Below are 20,996 nucleotides of genomic sequence, written 5' to 3'. Positions count from 1 at the left end.
GAGGTGTAGCCCTTTTTCTATTGCAGTTTTACTTATTGGACAACCATGAACGATCTCGCGAAATCTGTGCAATTCTGGGATGAATGGCAGTTGGCGGCCGTGGCCGCCGGCGTTGCCGCGCCGCTGGCGGAACTGGGCTGCGACGTCCTGCGCACCCATCGCAACAATCGCTGGAGCAAGGATTTTCTGGGCGTCGAGGAAGATGGTCCGGTGATGCTCGAAATGTGCCTGGACGACCCGGCACAGGCCGAAATGCTGTTCCTCGAAAACCTGCATCCCTACGATGTCGCCCTGCTGGCGGCCGCGCGCAGCCGCCTTAAGCTGGATTGACCGGGACTGCGAGGCGAACAAAGGCCGTCGTCCAGGATGGCTTGCTGGGGAACGGCGCTCGCTGATGCCTTGCGGCGGCCCGCCACGCAGCCCATCGCAGCCATCGCAGCCATCGCAGCCATGGCAGCGACGAGCAGCGCAAGGCTGCCCGGTTCCGGCACGGCCACTGCGGCGTTAAAGGTCAGATCGTCCATGACGAAGTATTCGGGTTTGTTGCTAAAGACCGTGACGCGGTCCACCAGGCCAGCATAGCCGCTGGAAAGGAAGGTCGGGCGGTCCGACACTTCCAGCGTGCCCGATGAGCCGACCAGGGCACCGCCGCGGAACATGTTGAAATGCACGAGCACGCGCGCGTCGCCGGCCAGGCTGGCGCCTTCGAAAGTAAATGCGGTGGCGCTGCCAAAGTCGTTCTTGTTGCTCAAGCTGAACAGGCGGGTCTGGCCCGACGCCGGGTTGTAGGGCGACTGCGCGAAGTCGTAATAATTCCAGTCGCTGAAAGTGAAGCCGCCATAGGAGCTCATCGCGCCGATACCGGTCAGGTCATCGAAATTGAGAACCGTCGCGGTCGCCATCGGCGCTGCCATAACCAGCGCTGCAACGGCCAAGATGCGCTTGAAAGCTGTTTTCATCGTATGGTCCCGGTAGTTGGTCTCGCCATGGCTTCGTGGCCGGCTGCAACAAGCAGACTGCAGGCGCTTCCCACTAACTTATCGTTCTTCGATGATTATTGTCAATTCGTAATTTGTTTTTCAACAAGAAATGACGCGAATGGTGTTGTATTTGCGATATCGTGGTCTTGCCAAGTGGACAGTGCCCGCCTGCCTGTTTTTCTATTCCGCGAACAAATGATGTGCCTCATGCCCACTGCATAGCGCTGGGCTAGCCTGTCCGTTTGGGAGGGGCAAAGATGAAACTGCTTTCATGGAATATCCAGCGTGGGCGTGGCCTGCGCGACACTTGCAGCATCGCGCGCGTGGTGGCCGACCTGCGCCACATGGCCGACTTTGACGTACTCTGCCTGCAGGAAGTCTCGTCCGGCTATACCGATCTGCCGGGCGCCGACGGCGGCAACCAGTTCATGCAACTGGCGCGCCTGCTGCATGGCTACACGCCCCTTGCCGGCGTAGCCACCGATACGCAGGGGGAGGGCGACGCCAGGCTACTATTTGGAAACATGATTTTTTCGCGCTTTCCGGTCGTGCAGGTGCTGCGCCATGCGCTGCCTTGGCCGGCCGATGCCGCCGTCATGAGCATGCAGCGCGGCGCCATTGAAGCCACACTCGACACAGCGCGCGGCTTGCTGCGCGTAAGCACGGCCCATCTTGAATATTTTTCGCTTGTGCAGCGCGCGGCGCAAGTGGAGCGTTTGCGCGAACTGCACCGCGACGCCTGCCTGCACGCAGCGGCCACGCGCCCGGGCGACAGCGACAACGGGCCTTTTTGCGCGGTACCGCGCGCCATGCCGGCACTGCTTACGGGCGACTTCAATTTCTTGCCCGGTTCAGCCGAGTACCTGCGCCTGCAAGACCCGTACGAAGATGGCGTGCCGGCCATGCGCGATGCGTGGCGCGTGCGCCATCCCGCGCTGACGCACGCGCCTACCGTCTGCCTGCATGACGAGCGCACCGTACCTTTTACGAGCGACTTCATCTTCGCCAGCGCCGACCTGGCGCCGCGCGTGCGCGAGCTGCGCGTCATGCCGGGCAACTTCGGCCCCGACCACCAGCCTTTGCTGATCGAGCTGGACTGAAAAAAGGGCCGCGTTTCGCAAAACGCGACCCCCACCGACCTCGCCAGATCAACAGTTGGCTTACTTGCCGCCCTGGTTGCCCTTTGGCTCTTGCGAACCGGCCTGCTGCGCGGCCGGGTTCACGTGGTGGCCTTGTTTGCCGCCGTCAGCCTGCTGGCGCGCGCCGCCCTGGTTGCCACTGGAACTTGACTGCTGGTTCTGCTGTCCGGCTTTGTCTTTGCCTGACGAGCCCGATTTGTTGCCGCCTTGTGGCGTGTTGTGGCCACCGGCCTGGTTGTTTTTGTTCATGCTGTGCTCCTAGAAATTGTTCAGGTAGGTTTATCTTAGCCATCAGCGCGACCGTGATTCATCGGATGTTCACCCACGCGCCCGTCGGAAGATTTGCGCTCTGCGCGTAGGACTAAGCGCAGCGGCATATTCACGCGCCGTCGTGGTGTAAAACGACAACAAGCGCCCTTGTGCGCACGCTTGCGTATGAGACAATTCCGCGATGAGTCCTCTGCCCGACTTTCAAGCGCTGTTTCGCGTTTCGCCTTATCCCTACCTCGTGATGGACCTCGAGCTGAACATCATTGGCGTCAACGACGCCTACCTGCGCGCGACCGGGCGCATCGAGGGCGACTTGCTGGGGCGCTATGTGTTCGACGCTTTTCCGCAAAACCCGGACGATCCCGATTCGACCGCAATCGAGGAAGTGCGCAGCTCGCTGTTGTATGCCATTGAAAGCGGCCAGCCGCATACCACGGCCTTTCTGCGCTACTCGGTGCCGCGCGAAACGGCGCAGGGCAAGGTATTTGATGAGCGCTTCTGGAGCACGGTGCACACCCCGGTCAAGGGTGCGGACGGCAAGGTCGCCTTTGTGGCGCAAAACGCGATCGACGTAACCGATCTGTACCGCTTCGACCGTACCTCGCACGTCGCTGCCGTGGAGACGGCGCCACCGGCGCGCAGCGTGGCCGACCACTTCACGCACGCCCAGATGCACGAGGCGATGAGCCGCATCATCAACGAAGAGCGCAGCCACCTGCGCAACCTGTTCAACCAGGCGCCCGGCTTTATCGCCGTGCTGACCGGCGAACAGCACGTGTTCGAAATGGTCAATGAAGCCTATTACCAGTTGGTGGGCCACCGCGAACTGATCGGCAAACCGGTGTGGCAGGCGCTGCCCGAAGTACAGGGCCAGGGTTACGAAGAGCTGCTCGACCGGGTCACCAGCACCGGCGAGCCGTTTGTCGGGCGCGGCATCAAGCTGCGCGTGCAGCCGGTGGCGGGCGGGCCGGTGTCGGAGCGCTATATCGACATGCTGTACCAGCCGGTGTTCGGCAACGATGGCAAGGCCATCGGGATTTTCGTGCAGGGCCACGACGTCACCGATGCGGTCACCGCCCAATTCGCCCAGCGCGAAAGCGCCGAGCGCCTGTCCGACGGCATGAACGCGGCGCGCATGCTGGTGTGGGACTGGGACGTCGCCTCTAGCCGGATGGACTTTTTAGACAATGCGGCGCTGGTGCTGGGCCGCAGCGAAAATAATATCGACCTCATGTCCCAGTCCATCCATTCCGAAGACGCCGCGCGCCTGATCCGTTCGCGCGCGCGCGCCATTGCCGACAAAGGCGGCTACCAGTAGATCGTGCGCTTCAAGCGGCCCGATGACGGGCGCCTGCTGTGGCTCGACATCCGCGGCAAGGTGCGCTGCGATGAAGCGGGCAAGGTGCATTCGGTGCGCGGCGTCACGCTCGACATCACCGAGCGCATGAAGGCCGAAGAAGACCTGCGCGAAGCGCACCGGCGCAAGGATGAATTTTTGGCGATGCTGGCGCACGAACTGCGCAATCCGCTCGCGCCCATCAGTTCGGCGGCCCAGTTGCTGCGCCACGCGCGGCTGGACGAAACGCGCATGCGCGACATCACCGACATCATCATCCGCCAGGTGGGCCATATCACCGGCCTGGTCGACGACCTGATCGACGTCTCGCGCGTGACGCGCGGCTTGATCTCGACCGAGAAAAATCCGCAGGATATGCAAGGTATCGTCAACGACGCCGTCGAGCAGGTGCGACCGACCATCGAAGCGCGCCGCCACGGCCTGGCGGTGAGCGTGCCGCCGCAGCGGCTGCGCATTCTGGGCGACCAGAAACGGGTGGTGCAAGTCATTACCAACCTGCTTAACAATGCCGCCAAATATACGCCGCAGGGCGGCCAGATTGCACTGGTCATGACGCGCGAAGGCGCACACGTCAAGCTCGAGGTGCGCGACAACGGCATTGGGATTGCACCCGACCTGCTGCCGCATGTTTTCGACCTGTTCACCCAGGGCGCACGCAGCGCGGACCGGGGGCAGGGCGGCCTGGGGGTGGGGCTGGCGGTGGTCAAGAGCCTGGCCGAGCTGCATGGCGGACAGGTGCTCGCCGCCAGCGACGGGCCCGGCCTGGGCAGTATATTTACGCTGATCCTGCCGCTGCTCGATGGCGACGACGCACACGCGCAGCGCGACGAGCAGCGCCCGGCCGGGACGCCGGCACGGGCCTTGCGCATCATGGTGGTCGACGACAATCCCGATGCGGCGCTGATGCTCTCGATGCTGCTGGAAGCCAGCGGCTACGAAGTGATGACGGAAAACAGTTCGCAGGCAGCCCTGGCGCGGGCGCGCGCGCGTTTGCCCGACGTGTGCCTGCTCGATATCGGCTTGCCCGACATGGATGGCTACCAGCTGGCGCAGCAGATTCGCCTTGTACCGGGCATGGCGTGCGCCACCTTGATTGCCATTACCGGCTACGGCCAGGCACAAGACCGGCGCAAAACCCAGGAAGCGGGCTTTCATCACCATCTGGTCAAGCCGGTCGATCCGGCCGAGCTGGCGGCGCTGCTGTTGAGCGTGGCCGACGACGCTGCGGCGGCCTGAGCTGGGCCGACAGCTTCATCGTTCGCGACCGCTTCGCGGGACAGATCGACAGGTGCAGCGCGGTCAACGCGGCCATGCTAAACTTTCAACCATGACTACACTACGCCTCATCCTCGGTGACCAGCTCAACCCGCTGCACAGCTGGTTTGCCACCGTTAGCACCGACGTGCTTTACACGCTCATGGAAGTGCGTCAGGAAACTGATTACGTTCACCACCACGCGCAAAAAATCATTGCCATCTTCGCGGGCATGCGCGACTTTGCGCGTGCGCTGCGGGCGGGGGGGCACCAGGTTCACTACCTGGCCATCGACGACGCCGAGAACACCCATTCGATCCCCGACAACGTGGCGTGGCTGCGCCAGCGCCACGCCGGCGCCGCCTTCGAATACCAGTGCCCTGACGAATGGCGCCTGGACCAGCAGCTGGCCACGATTCCTGGCGCCGTCATGGTTGGCAGCGAACATTTCCTTACCGAGCGCGACGAGGCGCAGCGCATGTTTGCCGACCGCAAGCAGTGGCTGATGGAATACTTTTATCGCCAAATGCGCATTGTCCACAAGGTGCTGATCGAGAAAGACAAAAAACCGGCTGGCGGCCAATGGAATTTTGACGTCGAGAACCGCAAGAGCTGGCGCGGCGAGCCGCCCGAGCCGCCCGACACGCGCGCCTTGCACGATCACACGGCGCTATGGGACACCATCGTCGCGGCCGGCGTGCAAAGCTTTGGCCGGCCCGACAGCGCGCGCATCGTCTGGCCGCTCAACCGCGCCGAAGCGCTGGTGCATCTGGACCAGTTCATCGACCACGGCCTGCCGCATTTTGGCGACTACCAGGATGCCATGAGCAGCAAGGCCTCGCGCCTGTTTCACTCGATGCTCTCGTTTGCGCTCAACACCAAGATGCTGCACCCGCGCGAAGTCATCGCCGAAGCCGAGGATGCCTGGCGCGCCGGGCATGCGCCGCTGCACGCGGTGGAAGGTTTTATTCGCCAGATACTGGGCTGGCGCGAGTACGTGCGCGGCGTCTACTGGGCCAACATGCCCGGCTACGGCGAGCACAATGTGTTTGGCCACACGCAGGACTTGCCCTCGTGGTTCTGGGACGGCAAGACTAAAATGAATTGCATGCGCCACGCCATCGGCCAGTCGCTTGACGACGCGCATGCGCACCACATCCAGCGCCTGATGGTGATCGGGAACTTCGCGCTGCTGGCGGGCCTGGACCCGCATCAAGTCCACCTGTGGTACCTGGGCGTGTACATCGACGCCTTCGAGTGGGTCGAAATGCCCAACACGGTGGGCATGAGCCAGTTCGCCGATGGCGGTCTGCTGGCCACCAAGCCGTATGTCTCGAGCGCGGCCTACATCGACCGCATGAGCGACTACTGCAAGGGCTGCCATTACGATAAAAAGGCGCGCCTGGGCGAGCGCGCCTGTCCCTACAATGCGCTGTACTGGGATTTTTTCGCGCGCAACGCCGAGCGCCTGTCGGGCAACCAGCGCCTGGCCATGGTGTACCGCAACCTGGGCAAGATGGACGATGAAGCGCGCGCCGCCTTCCAGAATCACGCCGCCGACCTGCGTTCGCGGCTCGACCAACTTTGATTTTTACCCGGGACCACGATGACGCTTCCTGTCGCGCCTGTGAATACGAGTACGCCCCTGCATATCGAAACGCCGCTGATCGCATCAAGCGCCATGGCCGGCCCGACCGGGCGCCAAGTCTGGCTCAAGATGGAGGCGCTGCAGCCACCCGGCTCGTTCAAGATTCGCGGCGTCGGCTTTGCTTGCCAAACCTATGTGCAGCGCGGCGCCAAGCGCTTTATTTCTTCGTCGGGCGGCAATGCCGGCATCGCTGCGGCCTACGCCGGGCGCCGCCTGCAAGTGCCCGTACTGGTGGTGGTGCCGGAGACGACGACCGAACGCGCGCGCGAATTGATTCGGCGCGAACAGGGCGACATCATCGTGCATGGCGCCTCGTTCCAGGAAGCCAATGCGCACGCCCTGGAGTTGGTGGGACCAAGCGACGCCTTCATCCATCCGTTTGACGATGCCTTGCTGTGGGAAGGCCATGCCACGATGATCGATGAAGTCGCGCGCGCCGGCGTCACGCCCGATGCGGTGGTGCTGTCGGTGGGCGGCGGCGGGCTGCTGTGCGGCGTGGTGGAGGGCTTGCGCCGCAATGGCTGGGGTCACGTCCCAATCATGGCCGTGGAAACGGCCGGCGCCGATTCGCTGGCGCAGGCCATCGCGGCCGGGGAACGCGTGACGCTGCCGGCCATTACCAGCATTGCCACCTCGCTGGGAGCGCGCCAGGTGTCGGCGCAGGCGTTTGCGCTGTCGCAGCAGGGTGCGGCCACTAGCGCGGTGACCAGCGTGGTGGTGTCGGACCAGGCGGCGGTGCAGGCATGCCTGCGCTTCATGGACGACCAGCGCGTGGTGGTGGAGCCGGCATGCGGCGCCGCGCTGGCGCTGGTGTACGCCGACGCGCCGCAGCTGGCCGGCTTCAAGAACGTGCTCGTCATCGTGTGCGGCGGGGTGACGGCCACCGTTGCGCAGCTCCAGAAATGGGCTGCGCAATAAATAGCGCCTTCCGGCGCTTGCGTTACAGGGCGTACAGGATGGCGCTCACGCTATCGTAAATTGGATAGACCTTCGCGCCCGACCTTGGCCAACCGAGCATGTCGAAGTGGTCGTAGGTCTTGTACTCCTGAAGAAAATTCCACACGCCGCGCACCGCCTGCCCGTTGTAGTCAATCACCGGCTGCCCTGTCGGCGCGCGCATGCTGATGGTGTTGACCACGCCGTCGTTGCGAAACCACCGGCTGTCGACCGCCACCCGGTCCGGCGCCGACTGCGTGTACGAGCCCAGGCCGCGCCGGCCCAGCGAAGGCACGATCCATTCGCCCGCGTACGGCTTGGTCAGCGGCGCCATATCCTCGCGCGGGTACTGATACTGCGACTGCTGCAGCGGCGCGAGCATGCGGTCGGTGCGGTTGCAGCACCAGGCACCCGCTTCGGTGGCGCTGTTGGCGATCGAGAAGTAGTACACATTGGGCGACGTCCTGACCCACTTGTTGAATTCCCGTGCGCCGTCGGGCCCCATTTCCCATTGGGCCGAGTCGAAATTGTCCTGGTTCCAGACCGGCGCGGCCATCGCGCGCGCCACGTAGCTGGCGCTTGACTCGTTGCTCACGCGCCGGATCCCGAACTGTTCGAGTTTCAGGTCGGGGATGGGATGGGCGGCGTCGGCCGGATCGGCCATGCGGGTGATCAGGGCGGCCCAGTCCATGGCGAAGGGCGCAAAGCTGCCGATCGCGTCGCGCAAGCTGGTGCCGTCGTGCGGGGCAGAGAGCGTGGTGGCGCTGACCACCCAGCCGATTTTCCCGCCTTTGTAAAGCTCCCCGCCGCCTTCGTCGCCATGGGGCGAACCTTGCTCGAGCAGCTGGATCAGCGAACGGATGGTCTGGCCGCCCTGGCTGTGGCCGAGCAGGTGGATGGGGTGCTGGGCGTCCCACGCGGGGTAGAGCGCGATCGGATAGTTTTCGGGATTGTTGGACGGGTCGGCGGCCCAGCACTTGCCGGGCGGCCTGCGTTCTTCGACGTGCTGGAAGCGGGCGGTGTGGGTGTCGCCGTAATCGACGCAGCCGCCCTTGATCTGGTAATACAGTTCGGCCGTGCGGTCCCAGCTCGAGCTGATCGAGCCGACCGAAGCGGCCATGACCATGTGCGTGCCCTGGTGGGAGCGCATGTGGGCGGCAATGTCGTCGAACCCGCCCCAATATTTGAACCCGCTGCGGGTAAATTGTTCCGGCCCGAAGCCGAGAAAGCCGTGCACCAGCACGATCGGATAATTATTCGCGGCACTGGCCGTGGCGCTCACGCCCAGCAAGGCCAGCGCGAGGAGGGATTTGATGCGTCGTTGCATGGCGTTCTTCCTAAAATGAAGTTCGCCACCATTATTAAGGCGCTTCTTGGGCGCGGCCTTGAACCGGGCTAAACAACAGCCGAATGCTGTTGTTTTATGGGTTCGCCGTCGGTCCGTTGCCGCCCAGTGCGCCGCCCGCCGCCTCGGCGCCGCTATTGCCGCGCCAAACAACATAATCGTCGACCGAATACAACTGGCAAGGCTGCTTGCTTTTTTTCGCGCAGGTCGCCAGCGCGCGCGTGTCAGGGTCTTCCCCTTCCTCGGCCCAGCACCAAGCCCCGCTGGGCGAAACGGCAAAGGCGCGCGGGGTGAGCTTGGCGAGGTATTCGCGGTAGGCTTCGCGCCCGCGCTCGCTCAGGTAGGGCACGGCGGCAATATCGTCCACTTTGGCGAAATCGGTCTTGGGCGGCGCGGGCGGAGGGCCGACGGCATACACTTGCTCGGTTGGCATGTCCACCTGACGCAGGAAACGCGCTGTTTCGGTCCACCAGATTTTTTCCCCGTCGCGGCTGGCCAGCATGCCGTGCGCATCGCGCTTGAAGGCGCCAAATTCGTGCAGACGGGCGCGCCCGCCGTTGCCGACAAAGGCGGCGTACATGCGCGCCACCAAAGCCGGTGAGAACAGTGAATCATTGGCACCGTACAGCCACAGGCTGGGAATCTTGTTGGCGTCGCCATAGCTGGCAAATGCGCGCACCAGTTCGGTGCGCCAGTTGCAATCGTTGCCGTCGTCGCGCAAGCCGCCGGCAACATTGATCAGGCCGCGCACGCCCGGTACCGCCTGCGTGCCCAGCGCGATGGCGGCCAAGCCGCCGTAAGACTGGCCAGCGATCACGATGCGGTCGGCGTTGATCCAGTCCTGGCTTCGCGCAAAGGCCACCGCGTCAAGCACATCGGCCGCCTGGGCCCGGCCGTTGGCGGTCATGTCGCAGCCGTGGTCGGCGTAGGTGCCGGTGGAGCCGGCGAAGCCCTGGCGCATCGGCACCATCACCGCGTAGCCGCGCTTGACGAAAGCGGTGGCCATGAAAATGAAACGCTCGCGCTGCTGGAGGTGCGGGTTGCCCGCGTCTTTGCCGTGATTAATGATTAGCAAGGGAAACGGCCCCGGTCCGTTCGGGCGGAACACCGTCGTTTGCAAACTTGCGCTCAGGTCCGGCCCGGCCGGAATCAGGATCACCTGTTCATTCATGCGAAAGTCCAGCGGCAATTCTTGCTCCACTGCCAACGATGGGATCAGCGAGCAGCACACCACAACCGCGCTGGCGATGGCGTGAAGAATGGATCGGGGGCGGTGCAGAGCAATAAAAATGATGGACCCCGGTAAATGGGATTGCCTAAAGGAATGTACTGATTTTATGCATGAGTAATTTCCTGAGCAATACACGATTGATAATTTCCGGCATCAAAATCAAAAATAGTTGCGCCTGGGCGCGCAGGTATTGCGAGCCTGATCACCTTGCCTACCAGTACGCTCGCGCAACTCTTTGTTAGTTCAATAAATGTGACATGGACTTGCGCCAGCGAGTGGCGAGAGCTGGCGACCTTGTTCAAAATCATTGGAAAGAACGCAACAAATTGTTATCATCCACTTGTCCCACCGTGAAGAGAGCAACCATGCAGCGTATCCCAGCCGGCGACTCACGCGAAGCCCCTGTCCTGGCGTTGGAAAAGGTGCATGGCGATGCTGGTCCCGCGCGTCAATCGGGTTCGCGCATGCTGGCGGCGAGTGCGCAGCCGGACTATATTGTCGAGCTCGCCACTGAGCGGGCGGCCGACCCTGCTTTTTGCCTGCTCTGGCGCGCGCTGGTGGTGGCCGGGGGCAGCCACCAGAAAATCTATCAGACGCCCGAGTTTTTCCATTTCCAGCGCGAAACTTGTGACAGCGGCGAGCGGCTCGAACTGTTGACGATCAGCCGGCGCGACGATCGCGCGCTGGTGGGCGTGGTTCCGGTGCGCATCGGACGCCAGGATGTCGTGTTTGGCGTGGGCAAACTGGTGTTGTACAAGGCCAGCGTCGAGATGATCAACTTGCTCGGCAGCGTTCCGGCCGCGCCCGGCGGCGTGCTCACGCAAAAGCTCGGCTTGCAGCTGCTGGCCGCTTTCCCCCAGGCCAAGGCAATTTTCATGCAATCGTTGCCCTTGTCCAGCCCGCATTGGCGCGCGCTGCAAGCGAGCGCCGACAGCGCCCCACAGTTGCTCGGCTGCGCCTTGATGGGGCAGTGGCGCGAGTGCCACACGCTGCCTTTGCCGGCCACCTTCGAGCAATATCTGGAAAAATTCAGCGCCAAAAAGCGCTACAACCTGAACCGCCAGATTCGCCAGCTTGCCGAGCAGGCCGGTGCGCTCACCATGCAGCGCATCGGGCGCGCGGACGAGGTGACGTCGATGATGGCCGCGCTCATGTCGCTGGTGCCGCCTGCGCGCCTGGCAAGCGTGCTGCGCCCATCCACTTTTGAGGCGCTGGCGCGCCGGGACCTGCTCTTATGTTATGTTCTGCGTGCCGGCGACGAGGTGCTCGCCGCCGTGATCGGCACGCGTTCGCCGGATGTGTGGCACATACATAATATTTTCGTGAACAATAATTATTTATCTTTATCTGTCGGCACCAGCGCAGTCCACCTGGCAATCAAGGAACTGATGGCCGAACGCTGCTTTCACCTGATCGATTTTGGTTTCGGCACGCCGAACCACGATTTCCGTTCGTCGCATGTGCTTGAAACACGGGCCCAGGTGCTGCTGTTCGACCGTGCGCAGCCCGTGCGCCTGCTGTTTTGCGCGCATGCGCTGTTCAATACGCTGGCCGAGCGTGCGATTGCCAAGGTCAAGTCGTGGCGCAAGGCGCTGCGCGCTGCCCGCAGCGCAAAGCCGGCGTAGGCCGGTGCCCCACGCCTTGACGTCGTCGCGCCCGCATTGCCCCCGCTGCACCCGGCCGTTGTCGGCGTGCATTTGCCGCTGGATCGCCCCGGTCGAGAGCCGCGCTGGCCTGCTCATCTTGCAGCATCCGATGGAAGTTGCCAACGCCAAGGGCAGTGCGCGCCTGCTGCACCTGAGCGTGGCGGGCTCGGCCCTGGTGCAAGGCGAGAGCTTCGACGAGGCGCTGCTGCAGGCGCTGCTGTTCGATGGCGGGCAAACGCCGCTGCTGCTGTATCCTGACACGCCCGGCATGCCGCCGCTCGCGTCGAATCCCGCGCTGCTGGCCGACCCGGCTGCGCTGCGCTTGGTAGTGCTCGACGGCACGTGGCGCAAGAGCCGTAAAATGCTGCATCAAAATCGACTGCTGCAAACCTTGCCGCGGCTGCCGCTCACGCAAATGCCCGCCTCCCATTACCTGATTCGCAAGGCGCACGCGCCGGACCAGCTCTCGACGCTGGAAGCGAGCTGCTACGCGTTGGGGCAACTGCATGGTAATCCCGCGCCATTCTCACCGCTGCTGGACGCGTTCGACAGCTTTGTGGCGCATTTCCAGCAAACGGGCGGAAAACTGGATTCGCTACCGAATCGCCCTTGAACATCCATCCGGCGCGACGTAAAATACTGTATGTTCATACAGTTATGAGGGCGCCGTGACCGACCCCAACGACCAGTCAGAAGAGCATGTCATGCTGCCGCCGCGTCCGCTCGAGGCAAAAAAGGGCCGGGGAGCGGTATCGAACCTGCAAGGGCGCTACGAAGTCAACGGCCGCGAAAGCTTCGATGACGGCTGGGTGCGAGACGAGGAAGAAAGCGCGCCCTTCAAGACCCAGGTTACGGACGAGTACGCCAAAACTATCCTCAGCCGCAACACGTCGCCCGATATTCCGTTCAATGTGTCGCTCAATCCTTACCGGGGCTGCGAACACGGCTGCATTTACTGCTTTGCGCGGCCCACGCACAGCTATCTGGGCTTGTCGCCGGGGCTTGATTTTGAAAGCCGGCTCTTCGCCAAAGTCAATGCGCCCGACTTGTTGCGGCGCGAGCTGGCCAAAGCTTCCTATGTGCCCGAACCGATCGCCATCGGCGTCAACACCGACGCCTACCAGCCGTGCGAGCGCGAGCTGCGCATCACGCGCCGCGTGCTGGAAGTACTGCACGAATGCGAGCACCCGGTCGCGCTCATTTCCAAAGCCTCGCTGATCGAGCGCGACATCGACCTGCTCGCGCCCATGGCCGCCAAAGGCCAGGCCATTGCCGCCATCACCTTGACCACGCTGGACCCGGCCATTTCGCGCACGCTCGAGCCGCGCGCCGCCGCGCCGGCGCGCCGCCTGCGCACCATCCGCACGCTGACCGAGGCAGGCATTCCCGTGCGCGTAAGCGTGGCGCCCGTTATTCCTTTCGTCACCGAGCCGGAGCTTGAACGGGTGCTGGCGGCGGCGCGCGACGCCGGCGCCGTCAGCGCACATTACGTGGTGCTGCGCTTGCCATGGGAAGTCCAGCCATTGTTCCAGCAATGGCTGGAGGCGCATTTTCCCGAGCGCGCGCAGCGTGTGATGAACCGCGTGCGCGAAATGCGCGGCGGCAAAGAGTACGACAGTGACTTCAGCAAGCGGATGCAAGGGGAGGGCGTGTGGGCAGACCTGATCCGCCAGCGCTTCGTCAAGGCGACCGAGCGGCTGGGCATGAACCTGACGAGCGGGCGCTTTGCCGAGCTCGATGCGTCGCGCTTTAAGCGGCCGCTGGTGGTGCCGCCGTCGCAGGCCAAGCAATGCGGCAATGCGACGGGACAGCTGGATTTGTTTTCCTGAGAAAGGAGTTGTTGACTTGATTATTCAGGAAATGCGTCAGGAAGTGCGGCAGGAAATGCGTCAGAAAATAGGTCAGGAAGTTAAGTATCGTTCGATTGCGAAAACATGCGCGTCATGCTTGCCCATTGCGCGCAGCGCGTGCGCGAGATCGATCAGGTAATCCCGATTCGGGCCGCTTGGGCCACTGGAGGCTGCGATCTGGCGAGCAATATCCTGTTCGCTGGCCGCGCCGAGGTAGGCCGCGTTGTCGGCGGTCGCAATATAGACCAGGCCTTCAACGCCTGTCTCGTCATCGAACGTGATCTGGGTTGCCAGACGCAGGTAGCCGTTTTTTTCGCGATGGTCAAGGTGGGTAAATACTTCCGGCGTGATGAGGTAAGCCATGCCATTGCACACGGCGCCGCGTTCGGGCACCAGCGTGACGACGCGTCCGGGCGCCGCTTCGGTGCCGCGGTGGTCGTGCGAGCCCTGCCAGAAGCGCCGCGTCCAGTTGGCGATGCTTGCCGTGCGCCGTTCGATGTACGGAAAGTCCGCCTTGTAGATGAGCGAGCCGTAACCGAACAGCCATACGCTGGCGTGGCCGTCGAATTTGTCCATTTGCTGGTTAATTGCGATGGTGTTGTGCGACATGAGTTCCCTTGCAGACGTTTTTTCGATTATTTTTCGATTATTTTTCGATTATTTTTCGATTGTTTTTCGATGATTATAGGTGCGCGGCGACACCGGCATCGGCCGCTGGAATGTTCCAGTCATGCGCTTCGACAAAGCTGAACAAAAAAGCGATGAAACTCTCGGCCGCCGGCGACAGCGAGCGGTTCTCGCGCCGGTACACAAAAAAGCGGCGCGTCAGTTCCGGCTCGTACAGCTGGCGCATGTTCAGCTGATGCAGCCGCACCAAAGGCTCCGCATACGGCAGACATACCGTCACGCCCAGGCCTGCGCTGACCATCGCCAGCGCCGTCGTCATGAAAGTAACTTCGTTGGCCGGGTTCAGGGGCACTTCGCGCAGCGCGCTATGCATGTCGGACAGCAGCCGTTCCGTGAACTGCCCCTGCAAGGAAATGAACGGATAATCCGACAGGTCCGACCAGGTCAGCCGAGCACGCTGCTCGAGCGGGTGGCCGCGCGGGTACACCATCACGAACGGCATCTCGAACAGCACGGTGGCGTTGACCTGCGCCGTGCCGTCGCGCTCCGGTCCGATGCCCAGGTCCACTTCACCGCTGACCACGCGCGGCGTGACGTGTTCCACCGCGCAGTCGACCAGGCGCACCTGGATGTCCGGGTAGGCGCTGCGATAGGCGGCGATGACCTGCGGCAGCAGCGTGCACGCCATCAGCTGCGGCGCGGCCACGCGCACCACGCCTTTCTTGAGCTGCGTATGATTGACGATGTCGAGCAGCGCGCCGTCGAGGTCATCGATGATTTTAGAAAACAAGGGATACAGCTCGCGCCCCACGTCGCTCAGCGCAATGCGGCGCGTGCTGCGGTCGACCACGCGGATGGCGAGCGTGGTCTCGAGTTCCTTGATCAGGCCGGACAGGGCGGCCTGGGTGACATGCAAGTACTCGGCGGCCAGCGTAAAACTGCCGGTGCGGGCCAGCGCGACAAAGGCGCGCATCTGGCGCAGCGTAGGATTCATGGGTGACTTATAGGATAGGAAACTTATAGGATAGGCTGATAAATGCGGCTGAAGATATTGTTTGTATGATAGTTCGTTTTCGACTCTAATGGGTGCAACCAGAATAGGAGACCAGCATGCCGATCCAACGTATTCACCATGTGGCGTATCGCTGCAAGGACGCCAAGAAAACCGTCGACTGGTACGTCAAGTACCTGAACATGAATTTTGTCCTCGCCATTGCCGAAGACACGGTTCCCTCGACCGGCGCCTACGATCCGTACATGCACGTTTTTCTCGACGCCGGCAACGGCAACGTGCTGGCGTTTTTCGAGCTGCCGCTGCAGCCGGAAATGGGGCGCGACCAGAACACGCCCGAGTGGGTGCAGCACCTGGCGCTCGAAGTCGAGTCGATGGACGAACTGCTGGAGACCAAGGCGCGCCTGCAGGCCGACGGCATCGACGTTATCGGCCCGACCAACCACACGATCTTCCAGTCGATTTATTTTTTCGATCCGAACGGGCATCGCCTCGAACTGGCCGTCAACACGGCGACCGACGAGATGAAGCAAAAGCTCGACGCCGTCAAATGGGACATGCTCAACGAGTGGTCCGAAACCCGCAAGGCGCCAAGGCACGCGGCGTGGATGCACGAGCAGCCTCAAGGATATTAAATGAAACTTGCTACACTGAACAATAACACCCGCGACGGCACCCTGGTCGTGGTCAGCCGCGATCTGGCGCGCTGCCAGCAAGTGCCCCAGATCGCCGCCACGCTGCAGTTCGCGCTCGACAACTGGGAGCTGGTTGCCGGGCCGCTGCAGGCGGTTTACCGCGCCCTCAATGAGAACGCCCACGACAGCGCCAACGACAGCGCCCACGACAGCGCCCACGACAGCGCCCACGAAAGCGCCAACGAAAACGTGCTCGACAGCGTTACCCCGCACGCCCAGCCGTTCGCCGAATCGCTGTGCCACTCGCCGCTGCCGCGCGCCTACCAGTGGGCCGACGGCTCGGCCTATATCAACCACGTAGAGCTGGTGCGCAAGGCGCGCAACGTCGATGTGCCGGCCTCGTTCTACACCGATCCGCTGATATACCAGGGCGGCTCGGACTCCTTTGTCGGCCCCCATGACCCGATCTTTGCGCTGTCCGAAGACTGGGGCATCGACCTCGAAGCCGAGGTGGCTGTCATCAGCGGCGACGTGCCGATGGGCGCTACGCCTGAGCAGTGCGCACAGGCGATCCGCCTCGTCATGCTGGTCAACGACGTTTCGCTGCGCAACCTGATCCCGGGCGAGCTGCTCAAGGGTTTCGGCTTTTTCCAGTCCAAGGCGGCCAGTGCGTTTTCGCCGGTGTGCGTTACGCCCGGCGAACTCGGCCAGGCCTGGCGCGACACCAAACTGTGCCTGCCGATCAGCGTGCAGATCAACGGCAAAGCCTTCGGCAAACCGAATGCCGGCGAGGACATGACGTTCAACTTTGCGCAACTGGTCGCGCACGCTGCCAAAACGCGCGAGCTGGCGGCCGGCACCATCATCGGCTCGGGCACCGTCTCGAACAAGCAGGGCGACCTGCACGGTTCGAGCATCGAGAACGGCGGCGTGGGCTACTGTTGCCTGGCTGAAGTGCGCATGTACGAAACCATCGAGCAGGGCGCGCCCAAAACGCCGTTCCTGCGCTTTGGCGACCGTGTGCGCATCGAAATGCTCGACGCGACAGGCGCAAGCGTCTTTGGCGCCATCGATCAGCAGGTTGCCATGTACCAGGAAAGAGCGCGATGAAACTGTACGATTACTTTCGCAGTTCGGCCGCCTATCGCGTGCGCATCGGCCTGAACCTCAAGGCGCTGACCTACGAAGCGGTCCCCGTGCACCTCACGCGCGACGGCGGCGAGCAGCTCAAGGCGGACTACCTTGCCATCAACCCGGGCGCGCTGGTGCCGGCGCTGGACGATGGCGGCGCCGTCATCACCCAGTCGCTGGCCATCCTCGAGTATCTGGATGAAATGCATCCGCAAGCGCCGCTGATGCCGCGCGACGCGCTGGGACGCGCCCGCGTCAGGTCGCTTGCCTTGACGGTGGCCTGCGACATCCACCCCCTCAACAACCTGCGCGTGCTGCGCTACCTCGTCAAGCAGGGCGGCCTGACCGAGGACGCCAAGAACGCGTGGTATGTGCACTGGGTGCAGGAAGGCTTTGCGGCGCTGGAAGTACTGCTGTCGGCCTCTGGCGACACCGGGCGCTTCTGCCACGGCGACACCCCCACCATCGCCGACTGCGTGCTGGTGCCGCAGGTGTTCAACGCCACCCGCTTCGGCATTGATCTAGCCGCCTATCCGACCATCGTGCGCATCGACGCCGCCTGCCAGGCTGTGCCGGCGTTTGCCGCAGCTCACCCGTCGCGCCATCCGGACGCCGAATAAGAACCGGAACCATGTCGGCGATCGCGTGGTCATAAATGGATACGCGGGCGGTTCGCCCGGACGAGGAGGGTGGCGATGTTCAGGCACATACTAGTTCCTACCGACGGGTCGGCCGGTGCCGACATCGCCATTCAGTCCAGCATGCGGTTTGCCAAATCCATCGGCGCCAAGGTCACCGGCCTGCATGTGGTGGCGCCGAGCGCGAGCGCGCCGCCCCCCGAGGCCGACGATTGCCTACTTGTCGTACAACACAGCGCGCGCCAGCACAGCGTGCCCTGCGACGTTGCCGTCGCCAGGTCGGCGGACGTGCCGCAAGCGATCTTCCAGGCCGCCTTTGACCGCCAGTGCGACCTGATCGCCATGGCGTCGTACGGCCGCAAGGACGCACGCGAACTCACGCTCGGTCACGACACGCAAGAGGTGCTGGCCCGCAGCCAGATCCCGGTGCTGGTTTTCCGCTGACGGGGCGCGGCATGAGCAAGCCCATGAGTAAAAATATCCTGCTGATTCAGGGGCATCCCGACGCTGCGCAGGATCACCTGTGCCACACGCTGGCCGATGCCTACGCCAGCGGTGCGGCCGACGGCGGCCATACGGTACGCTACAGCACGGTCGCGCAGCTTGACTTTCCGCTGCTGCGCAACCAGCGCGAGTGGGACGAGGGCGAAACACCGGCCAGCCTGCGCCAGACCCAGGACGACATCCGCTGGGCCCAGCACCTGGTGCTGGTCTATCCGCTGTGGCTGGGCGACATGCCGGCGTTGCTGAAGGGCTTTCTGGAACAGGTGGCGCGGCCCGGTTTTGCTTTCGCGCGCGACCGCTTGACGCCGCTGGCGAAAAAGCCGCTGGCTGGCCGCTCGGCGCGCGTCATCGTCACCATGGGCATGCCGGCGCTGATGTACCGCTTGTATTTTCGCGCGCACAGCGTCAAGTCGCTCAAGCGCAATATCCTGCGGTTTGTCGGTATCTCGCCCGTGCATGAAACACTGATCGGCATGGCGGGCAGTCCGGACGCGCAGACCATCGCTGGCTGGGTAGGAAAAATGGAAGAATTGGGACGGGCCGCCGTATGAACACGCCGGCCTGAAATGCACTTGCGCCGCATGAAGCGGCGCAAGGATGCGACTGATCGGCGCTCAGCTCACTGCCTCAGCGAACTACATCAGCTCGCTGAAACAGAACATGACATTAATGCGCAGCGCCTGAACGGTCAGGCTCGGAAGGCGAAGAAATCTCTTGCAACGCTTGCTCCGTACCTTTCGATTGCTTGGTAGCCATGTCGCCCAGCGACACGATGCCCACCAGGTCGTGCGTTGCCTGGTCAACAACCGGCACGCGGCGAATCTGCACGTTACCCATTTCGGTCAACACTTCCTCGACCGACTGGCTTGCCATGCAGGTGCGCACGTCGGTGCTCATGACGTCGCCCACGCGGGTGCTGTCGGGCGCCTGTCCGGCTGCCGTTGAGCGCACGGTGATATCGCGGTCGGTGATCATGCCTACCAGCTTGTTGCCGTCGACGACGGGAATCGAGCCGATATTAAATTTATCCATCATTTGTGCGGCTTTGCGGACGCTGTCCTCTGGCGAAATGCGTTGTACATCGCGGGTCATTACGTCTTGAATCGTTTGCATTGTGAACTCCATGGCTTGTTATACGCAGCGAACTGCGGGATCCCCTGCTTGGGGTTTTAGCAATAATGCACGTAATTTCAAAAAGATGACGCGTGGTTGAAATTGCATCAAAATTGGGCAGTCGACCGTCGGCGCGGCGCTCGCGGCAGGCTACAATGCCGCCTTTACCCGGGCCAGCCTGCCATGTCCATCATTCCCCCAGCCATTCCCCCAGCCATGCTTAAAGCGCTCGCGCTCGCCCATCCGTCCTGGCAGCCGCACTTGCTCCACGGGCTGGAAGCGGTGGCGTTGGCCACGCCCGACTACTTGCCAGCGCTTGCAGGCGACGCCTATCTGCCCACCGGGCAGCGCCTGTTCGCCGCCTTTGCCCTGCCGCTGCACGCGGTGCGCTACGTGCTGGTGGGCGAGGGACCCTATCCGCGCGCGCAAAGCGCCACCGGTGTCTGCTTCATGGATGGGGCGGTGGGAAGTTTGTGGTGCGAAGCCGGCTTGTCCAAGCCGGTCAACAAGGCCACGTCGCTGCGCAACTTTATCAAGATGCTGCTGGTGGCGGACGGGCGCTTGGTAGCCGGCGACACGGGCGGCGCCGCCTTGGCCCCGGTGGCGCTGGCCGCCCGCGACGACGGCTCGATCCAAACGCTGGCGCAGCTGCAGGATAATTTGACCAGGCAAGGGTTTTTGCTGCTCAACGCGGCGCTGGTGTTTCGCGCCCATGTGGCGCCGGCAATCGATGCGCGCGCGTGGACCCCGTTCTTGCAGGTGGTGCTCGATGCCTTGCAGGAAGTCGCGCCGACCTTGGTGCTGTGGGGGAAGATTGCGGAGCAGTTGAGGAAATTGCCCGGGACCGAGCGCTTTGCGCAAGTGCTGTCGGAGCATCCCTACAACCTGACGTTTATCGCGCATCCCGGCATGCTCGATCTGTTCCGGCCGATGCGCTTGCTGCGGCTGTCATAACGTTGGGACGGGAAGGCAGGCTGACGTGTGGCCAAGTGCAAAACCGGGCGTGCGCTGACAAGAATGCGCAAGTTTGCTATACTTGACTAAATCATTCAACTAATCAGGCCATTACTCCTTGCCTGCAGCATGAACTGAAGCATGAACTGAAGCACGAACTGAAGCATGAACCGATGCATGAACTGAAGCATGAACCGATGCATGAACTGAAGCAATATTTTAACATACCGGGATTGTGATGCGTCTGACCACAAAAGGCCGTTTTGCCGTAACAGCGATGATCGATCTTGCCCTGCGCCAGGGCAAGGGTCCCGTCACGCTGTCGGGCATCAGCCAGCGCCAGGCCATTTCGCTGTCGTACCTTGAGCAACTGTTCGGCAAACTGCGCCGCCACGAAATCGTCGCCTCGATTCGCGGCCCCGGCGGCGGCTACAGCCTTGCGCGCCGGGCCGACAAGGTCACCGTGGCCGACATCATCATCGCGGTCGACGAGCCGCTCGACGCCACCCAGTGCGGCGGCAAGGAAAACTGCCACGGCGCCGACCCCGCCAGCGGCGCGCGCTGCATGACCCACGAGCTGTGGGCCACGCTGAATGAAAAGATGGTCGACTATCTCGATTCGGTCTCGCTGCAAGACCTGGTCGACCAGCAGAAACACAAGCATACCGAGCAGGTCGTGGTGGTACACCGCCTCCCCGTCGTACCAAATTGAAGCAGATTGGAGTA

Annotated in this window: 23 protein-coding genes; 16 read left to right on the top strand and 7 right to left on the bottom strand. The window is 62.9% G+C overall.

All coding sequences use genetic code 11. From position 1 onward, the window contains the following. The first annotated feature begins 45 nt into the window (after positions 1-45). On the top strand, positions 46-330 hold the full coding sequence (locus ACP7D4_RS12280; protein ID WP_426102540.1) for a hypothetical protein: 285 nt from the start codon (positions 46-48) through the stop codon (positions 328-330). On the opposite strand, the gene ACP7D4_RS12275 is transcribed toward ACP7D4_RS12280, so the two are convergent. Next, positions 279-959: a hypothetical protein gene (locus ACP7D4_RS12275; RefSeq protein WP_426209330.1), complete on the bottom strand. Its 681-nt coding sequence runs from the start codon at positions 957-959 to the stop codon at positions 279-281. The two genes, ACP7D4_RS12280 and ACP7D4_RS12275, sit on opposite strands and share 52 nt — an antisense overlap. A 278-nt stretch (positions 960-1,237) precedes the next feature. On the opposite strand from ACP7D4_RS12275, the gene ACP7D4_RS12270 reads away from it, so the two are divergent. Next, positions 1,238-2,080 carry an endonuclease/exonuclease/phosphatase family protein gene (locus tag ACP7D4_RS12270; RefSeq protein ID WP_426209328.1) on the top strand — a complete coding sequence of 281 codons (843 nt, stop codon included), beginning with the start codon at positions 1,238-1,240 and terminating at the stop codon, positions 2,078-2,080. Positions 2,081-2,140: 60 nt separating this feature from the next. On the opposite strand, the gene ACP7D4_RS12265 is transcribed toward ACP7D4_RS12270, so the two are convergent. Continuing rightward, positions 2,141-2,368 (bottom strand): hypothetical protein, encoded by a 228-nt coding sequence (locus ACP7D4_RS12265; RefSeq protein WP_426102546.1) that lies wholly within the window; start codon positions 2,366-2,368, stop codon positions 2,141-2,143. Positions 2,369-2,570: 202 nt separating this feature from the next. Between ACP7D4_RS12265 and ACP7D4_RS12260 the strand changes: the two genes are divergently transcribed. The 4 genes from ACP7D4_RS12260 to ACP7D4_RS12245 all read left to right on the top strand — a co-directional run bounded on the left by ACP7D4_RS12260 (position 2,571) and on the right by ACP7D4_RS12245 (position 7,566). Further along, the gene (locus ACP7D4_RS12260; RefSeq protein ID WP_426209327.1) at positions 2,571-3,707 is read left to right on the top strand and encodes a PAS domain-containing protein; all 1,137 of its coding nucleotides are present in this window, start codon (positions 2,571-2,573) and stop codon (positions 3,705-3,707) included. Between the two features lie 3 nt (positions 3,708-3,710). Beyond that, entirely contained in the window at positions 3,711-4,982 is a 1,272-nt protein-coding gene (locus tag ACP7D4_RS12255; protein ID WP_426209325.1) for an ATP-binding protein, read from the top strand. A 91-nt stretch (positions 4,983-5,073) separates the two neighbouring features. Then, positions 5,074-6,588, top strand: a complete 1,515-nt coding sequence (locus tag ACP7D4_RS12250; RefSeq protein ID WP_426102550.1) for a cryptochrome/photolyase family protein — start codon at positions 5,074-5,076, stop codon at positions 6,586-6,588. An 18-nt stretch (positions 6,589-6,606) separates the two neighbouring features. Beyond that, entirely contained in the window at positions 6,607-7,566 is a 960-nt protein-coding gene (locus ACP7D4_RS12245) for a pyridoxal-phosphate dependent enzyme (protein WP_426209324.1), read from the top strand. A gap of 22 nt (positions 7,567-7,588) precedes the next feature. Here the strand turns inward: ACP7D4_RS12245 and ACP7D4_RS12240 are convergent, their stop codons facing one another. Both ACP7D4_RS12240 and ACP7D4_RS12235 read right to left on the bottom strand, forming a co-directional pair. Beyond that, positions 7,589-8,911, bottom strand: a complete 1,323-nt coding sequence (locus tag ACP7D4_RS12240; protein ID WP_426209322.1) for an esterase/lipase family protein — start codon at positions 8,909-8,911, stop codon at positions 7,589-7,591. A gap of 94 nt (positions 8,912-9,005) precedes the next feature. Beyond that, the gene (locus tag ACP7D4_RS12235) at positions 9,006-10,100 is read right to left on the bottom strand and encodes a dienelactone hydrolase family protein (protein WP_426209321.1); all 1,095 of its coding nucleotides are present in this window, start codon (positions 10,098-10,100) and stop codon (positions 9,006-9,008) included. A 425-nt stretch (positions 10,101-10,525) separates the two neighbouring features. Here ACP7D4_RS12235 and ACP7D4_RS12230 point away from each other — a divergent pair, with 425 nt between their 5' ends. The 3 genes from ACP7D4_RS12230 (at position 10,526) to ACP7D4_RS12220 (ending at position 13,635) form a co-directional block, all read left to right on the top strand. Next, positions 10,526-11,785: a GNAT family N-acetyltransferase gene (locus tag ACP7D4_RS12230; RefSeq protein ID WP_426209319.1), complete on the top strand. Its 1,260-nt coding sequence runs from the start codon at positions 10,526-10,528 to the stop codon at positions 11,783-11,785. Between the two features lie 4 nt (positions 11,786-11,789). Beyond that, positions 11,790-12,419: a tRNA-uridine aminocarboxypropyltransferase gene (locus ACP7D4_RS12225; RefSeq protein WP_426209317.1), complete on the top strand. Its 630-nt coding sequence runs from the start codon at positions 11,790-11,792 to the stop codon at positions 12,417-12,419. A 91-nt stretch (positions 12,420-12,510) separates the two neighbouring features. Further along, positions 12,511-13,635, top strand: a complete 1,125-nt coding sequence (locus tag ACP7D4_RS12220; protein WP_426209436.1) for a PA0069 family radical SAM protein — start codon at positions 12,511-12,513, stop codon at positions 13,633-13,635. Positions 13,636-13,707: 72 nt separating this feature from the next. Here the strand turns inward: ACP7D4_RS12220 and ACP7D4_RS12215 are convergent, their stop codons facing one another. Together ACP7D4_RS12215 and ACP7D4_RS12210 are read right to left on the bottom strand one after the other, a co-directional pair. After that, a complete protein-coding gene (locus ACP7D4_RS12215; RefSeq protein WP_426209315.1) occupies positions 13,708-14,265 on the bottom strand; it encodes a gamma-glutamylcyclotransferase in 558 nt (185 codons plus the stop codon). Positions 14,266-14,338: 73 nt separating this feature from the next. Next, positions 14,339-15,277: a LysR family transcriptional regulator gene (locus ACP7D4_RS12210; RefSeq protein ID WP_426209313.1), complete on the bottom strand. Its 939-nt coding sequence runs from the start codon at positions 15,275-15,277 to the stop codon at positions 14,339-14,341. A gap of 116 nt (positions 15,278-15,393) precedes the next feature. On the opposite strand from ACP7D4_RS12210, the gene ACP7D4_RS12205 reads away from it, so the two are divergent. From ACP7D4_RS12205 to ACP7D4_RS12185, 5 genes are all read left to right on the top strand, one after another. Continuing rightward, the gene (locus tag ACP7D4_RS12205) at positions 15,394-15,930 is read left to right on the top strand and encodes a VOC family protein (RefSeq protein ID WP_426102566.1); all 537 of its coding nucleotides are present in this window, start codon (positions 15,394-15,396) and stop codon (positions 15,928-15,930) included. Continuing rightward, positions 15,931-17,040, top strand: a complete 1,110-nt coding sequence (locus ACP7D4_RS12200) for a fumarylacetoacetate hydrolase family protein (protein WP_426209311.1) — start codon at positions 15,931-15,933, stop codon at positions 17,038-17,040. Then, on the top strand, positions 17,037-17,681 hold the full coding sequence (gene maiA / locus ACP7D4_RS12195; protein ID WP_426209309.1) for a maleylacetoacetate isomerase: 645 nt from the start codon (positions 17,037-17,039) through the stop codon (positions 17,679-17,681). The genes ACP7D4_RS12200 and maiA overlap by 4 nt, the downstream gene beginning before the upstream one ends. A 75-nt stretch (positions 17,682-17,756) precedes the next feature. Further along, a complete protein-coding gene (locus ACP7D4_RS12190; RefSeq protein WP_426102572.1) occupies positions 17,757-18,143 on the top strand; it encodes a universal stress protein in 387 nt (128 codons plus the stop codon). A 23-nt stretch (positions 18,144-18,166) separates the two neighbouring features. Beyond that, positions 18,167-18,754, top strand: a complete 588-nt coding sequence (locus ACP7D4_RS12185; protein WP_426102574.1) for an NAD(P)H-dependent oxidoreductase — start codon at positions 18,167-18,169, stop codon at positions 18,752-18,754. A 115-nt stretch (positions 18,755-18,869) separates the two neighbouring features. Here the strand turns inward: ACP7D4_RS12185 and ACP7D4_RS12180 are convergent, their stop codons facing one another. Beyond that, positions 18,870-19,316 carry a CBS domain-containing protein gene (locus ACP7D4_RS12180; protein ID WP_426102576.1) on the bottom strand — a complete coding sequence of 149 codons (447 nt, stop codon included), beginning with the start codon at positions 19,314-19,316 and terminating at the stop codon, positions 18,870-18,872. A 183-nt stretch (positions 19,317-19,499) separates the two neighbouring features. Between ACP7D4_RS12180 and ACP7D4_RS12175 the strand changes: the two genes are divergently transcribed. Further along, complete coding sequence (locus tag ACP7D4_RS12175; RefSeq protein ID WP_426209307.1) at positions 19,500-20,270, top strand: uracil-DNA glycosylase; 771 nt, start codon at positions 19,500-19,502, stop codon at positions 20,268-20,270. 238 nt (positions 20,271-20,508) lie between these two features. Continuing rightward, entirely contained in the window at positions 20,509-20,982 is a 474-nt protein-coding gene (iscR, locus tag ACP7D4_RS12170) for a Fe-S cluster assembly transcriptional regulator IscR (protein ID WP_426209306.1), read from the top strand. Positions 20,983-20,996 lie beyond the last annotated feature (14 nt).

This window comes from Massilia sp. TWP1-3-3 (genome assembly GCF_049897805.1).
GTDB lineage: Bacteria > Pseudomonadota > Gammaproteobacteria > Burkholderiales > Burkholderiaceae_D > Telluria_A.
Note: the sequence above shows the minus strand (reverse complement) of the source record. Positions and strands in the feature narration are given on the sequence as shown.

What these genes read in the sequence shown, in the direction of transcription:
- ACP7D4_RS12280 (WP_426102540.1), top strand. Translation starts at nt 46, where the DNA reads ATGAACGATCTCGCGAAATCTGTGCAATTCTGGGATGAATGGCAGTTG.
- ACP7D4_RS12275 (WP_426209330.1), bottom strand. Translation starts at nt 959, where the DNA reads ATGAAAACAGCTTTCAAGCGCATCTTGGCCGTTGCAGCGCTGGTTATG.
- ACP7D4_RS12270 (WP_426209328.1), top strand. Translation starts at nt 1,238, where the DNA reads ATGAAACTGCTTTCATGGAATATCCAGCGTGGGCGTGGCCTGCGCGAC.
- ACP7D4_RS12265 (WP_426102546.1), bottom strand. Translation starts at nt 2,368, where the DNA reads ATGAACAAAAACAACCAGGCCGGTGGCCACAACACGCCACAAGGCGGC.
- ACP7D4_RS12260 (WP_426209327.1), top strand. Translation starts at nt 2,571, where the DNA reads ATGAGTCCTCTGCCCGACTTTCAAGCGCTGTTTCGCGTTTCGCCTTAT.
- ACP7D4_RS12250 (WP_426102550.1), top strand. Translation starts at nt 5,074, where the DNA reads ATGACTACACTACGCCTCATCCTCGGTGACCAGCTCAACCCGCTGCAC.
- ACP7D4_RS12245 (WP_426209324.1), top strand. Translation starts at nt 6,607, where the DNA reads ATGACGCTTCCTGTCGCGCCTGTGAATACGAGTACGCCCCTGCATATC.
- ACP7D4_RS12240 (WP_426209322.1), bottom strand. Translation starts at nt 8,911, where the DNA reads ATGCAACGACGCATCAAATCCCTCCTCGCGCTGGCCTTGCTGGGCGTG.
- ACP7D4_RS12235 (WP_426209321.1), bottom strand. Translation starts at nt 10,100, where the DNA reads ATGAATGAACAGGTGATCCTGATTCCGGCCGGGCCGGACCTGAGCGCA.
- ACP7D4_RS12230 (WP_426209319.1), top strand. Translation starts at nt 10,526, where the DNA reads ATGCAGCGTATCCCAGCCGGCGACTCACGCGAAGCCCCTGTCCTGGCG.
- ACP7D4_RS12220 (WP_426209436.1), top strand. Translation starts at nt 12,511, where the DNA reads ATGCTGCCGCCGCGTCCGCTCGAGGCAAAAAAGGGCCGGGGAGCGGTA.
- ACP7D4_RS12215 (WP_426209315.1), bottom strand. Translation starts at nt 14,265, where the DNA reads ATGTCGCACAACACCATCGCAATTAACCAGCAAATGGACAAATTCGAC.
- ACP7D4_RS12210 (WP_426209313.1), bottom strand. Translation starts at nt 15,277, where the DNA reads ATGAATCCTACGCTGCGCCAGATGCGCGCCTTTGTCGCGCTGGCCCGC.
- ACP7D4_RS12205 (WP_426102566.1), top strand. Translation starts at nt 15,394, where the DNA reads ATGCCGATCCAACGTATTCACCATGTGGCGTATCGCTGCAAGGACGCC.
- ACP7D4_RS12200 (WP_426209311.1), top strand. Translation starts at nt 15,931, where the DNA reads ATGAAACTTGCTACACTGAACAATAACACCCGCGACGGCACCCTGGTC.
- maiA (WP_426209309.1), top strand. Translation starts at nt 17,037, where the DNA reads ATGAAACTGTACGATTACTTTCGCAGTTCGGCCGCCTATCGCGTGCGC.
- ACP7D4_RS12190 (WP_426102572.1), top strand. Translation starts at nt 17,757, where the DNA reads ATGTTCAGGCACATACTAGTTCCTACCGACGGGTCGGCCGGTGCCGAC.
- ACP7D4_RS12185 (WP_426102574.1), top strand. Translation starts at nt 18,167, where the DNA reads ATGAGTAAAAATATCCTGCTGATTCAGGGGCATCCCGACGCTGCGCAG.
- ACP7D4_RS12180 (WP_426102576.1), bottom strand. Translation starts at nt 19,316, where the DNA reads ATGCAAACGATTCAAGACGTAATGACCCGCGATGTACAACGCATTTCG.
- ACP7D4_RS12175 (WP_426209307.1), top strand. Translation starts at nt 19,500, where the DNA reads ATGTCCATCATTCCCCCAGCCATTCCCCCAGCCATGCTTAAAGCGCTC.
- iscR (WP_426209306.1), top strand. Translation starts at nt 20,509, where the DNA reads ATGCGTCTGACCACAAAAGGCCGTTTTGCCGTAACAGCGATGATCGAT.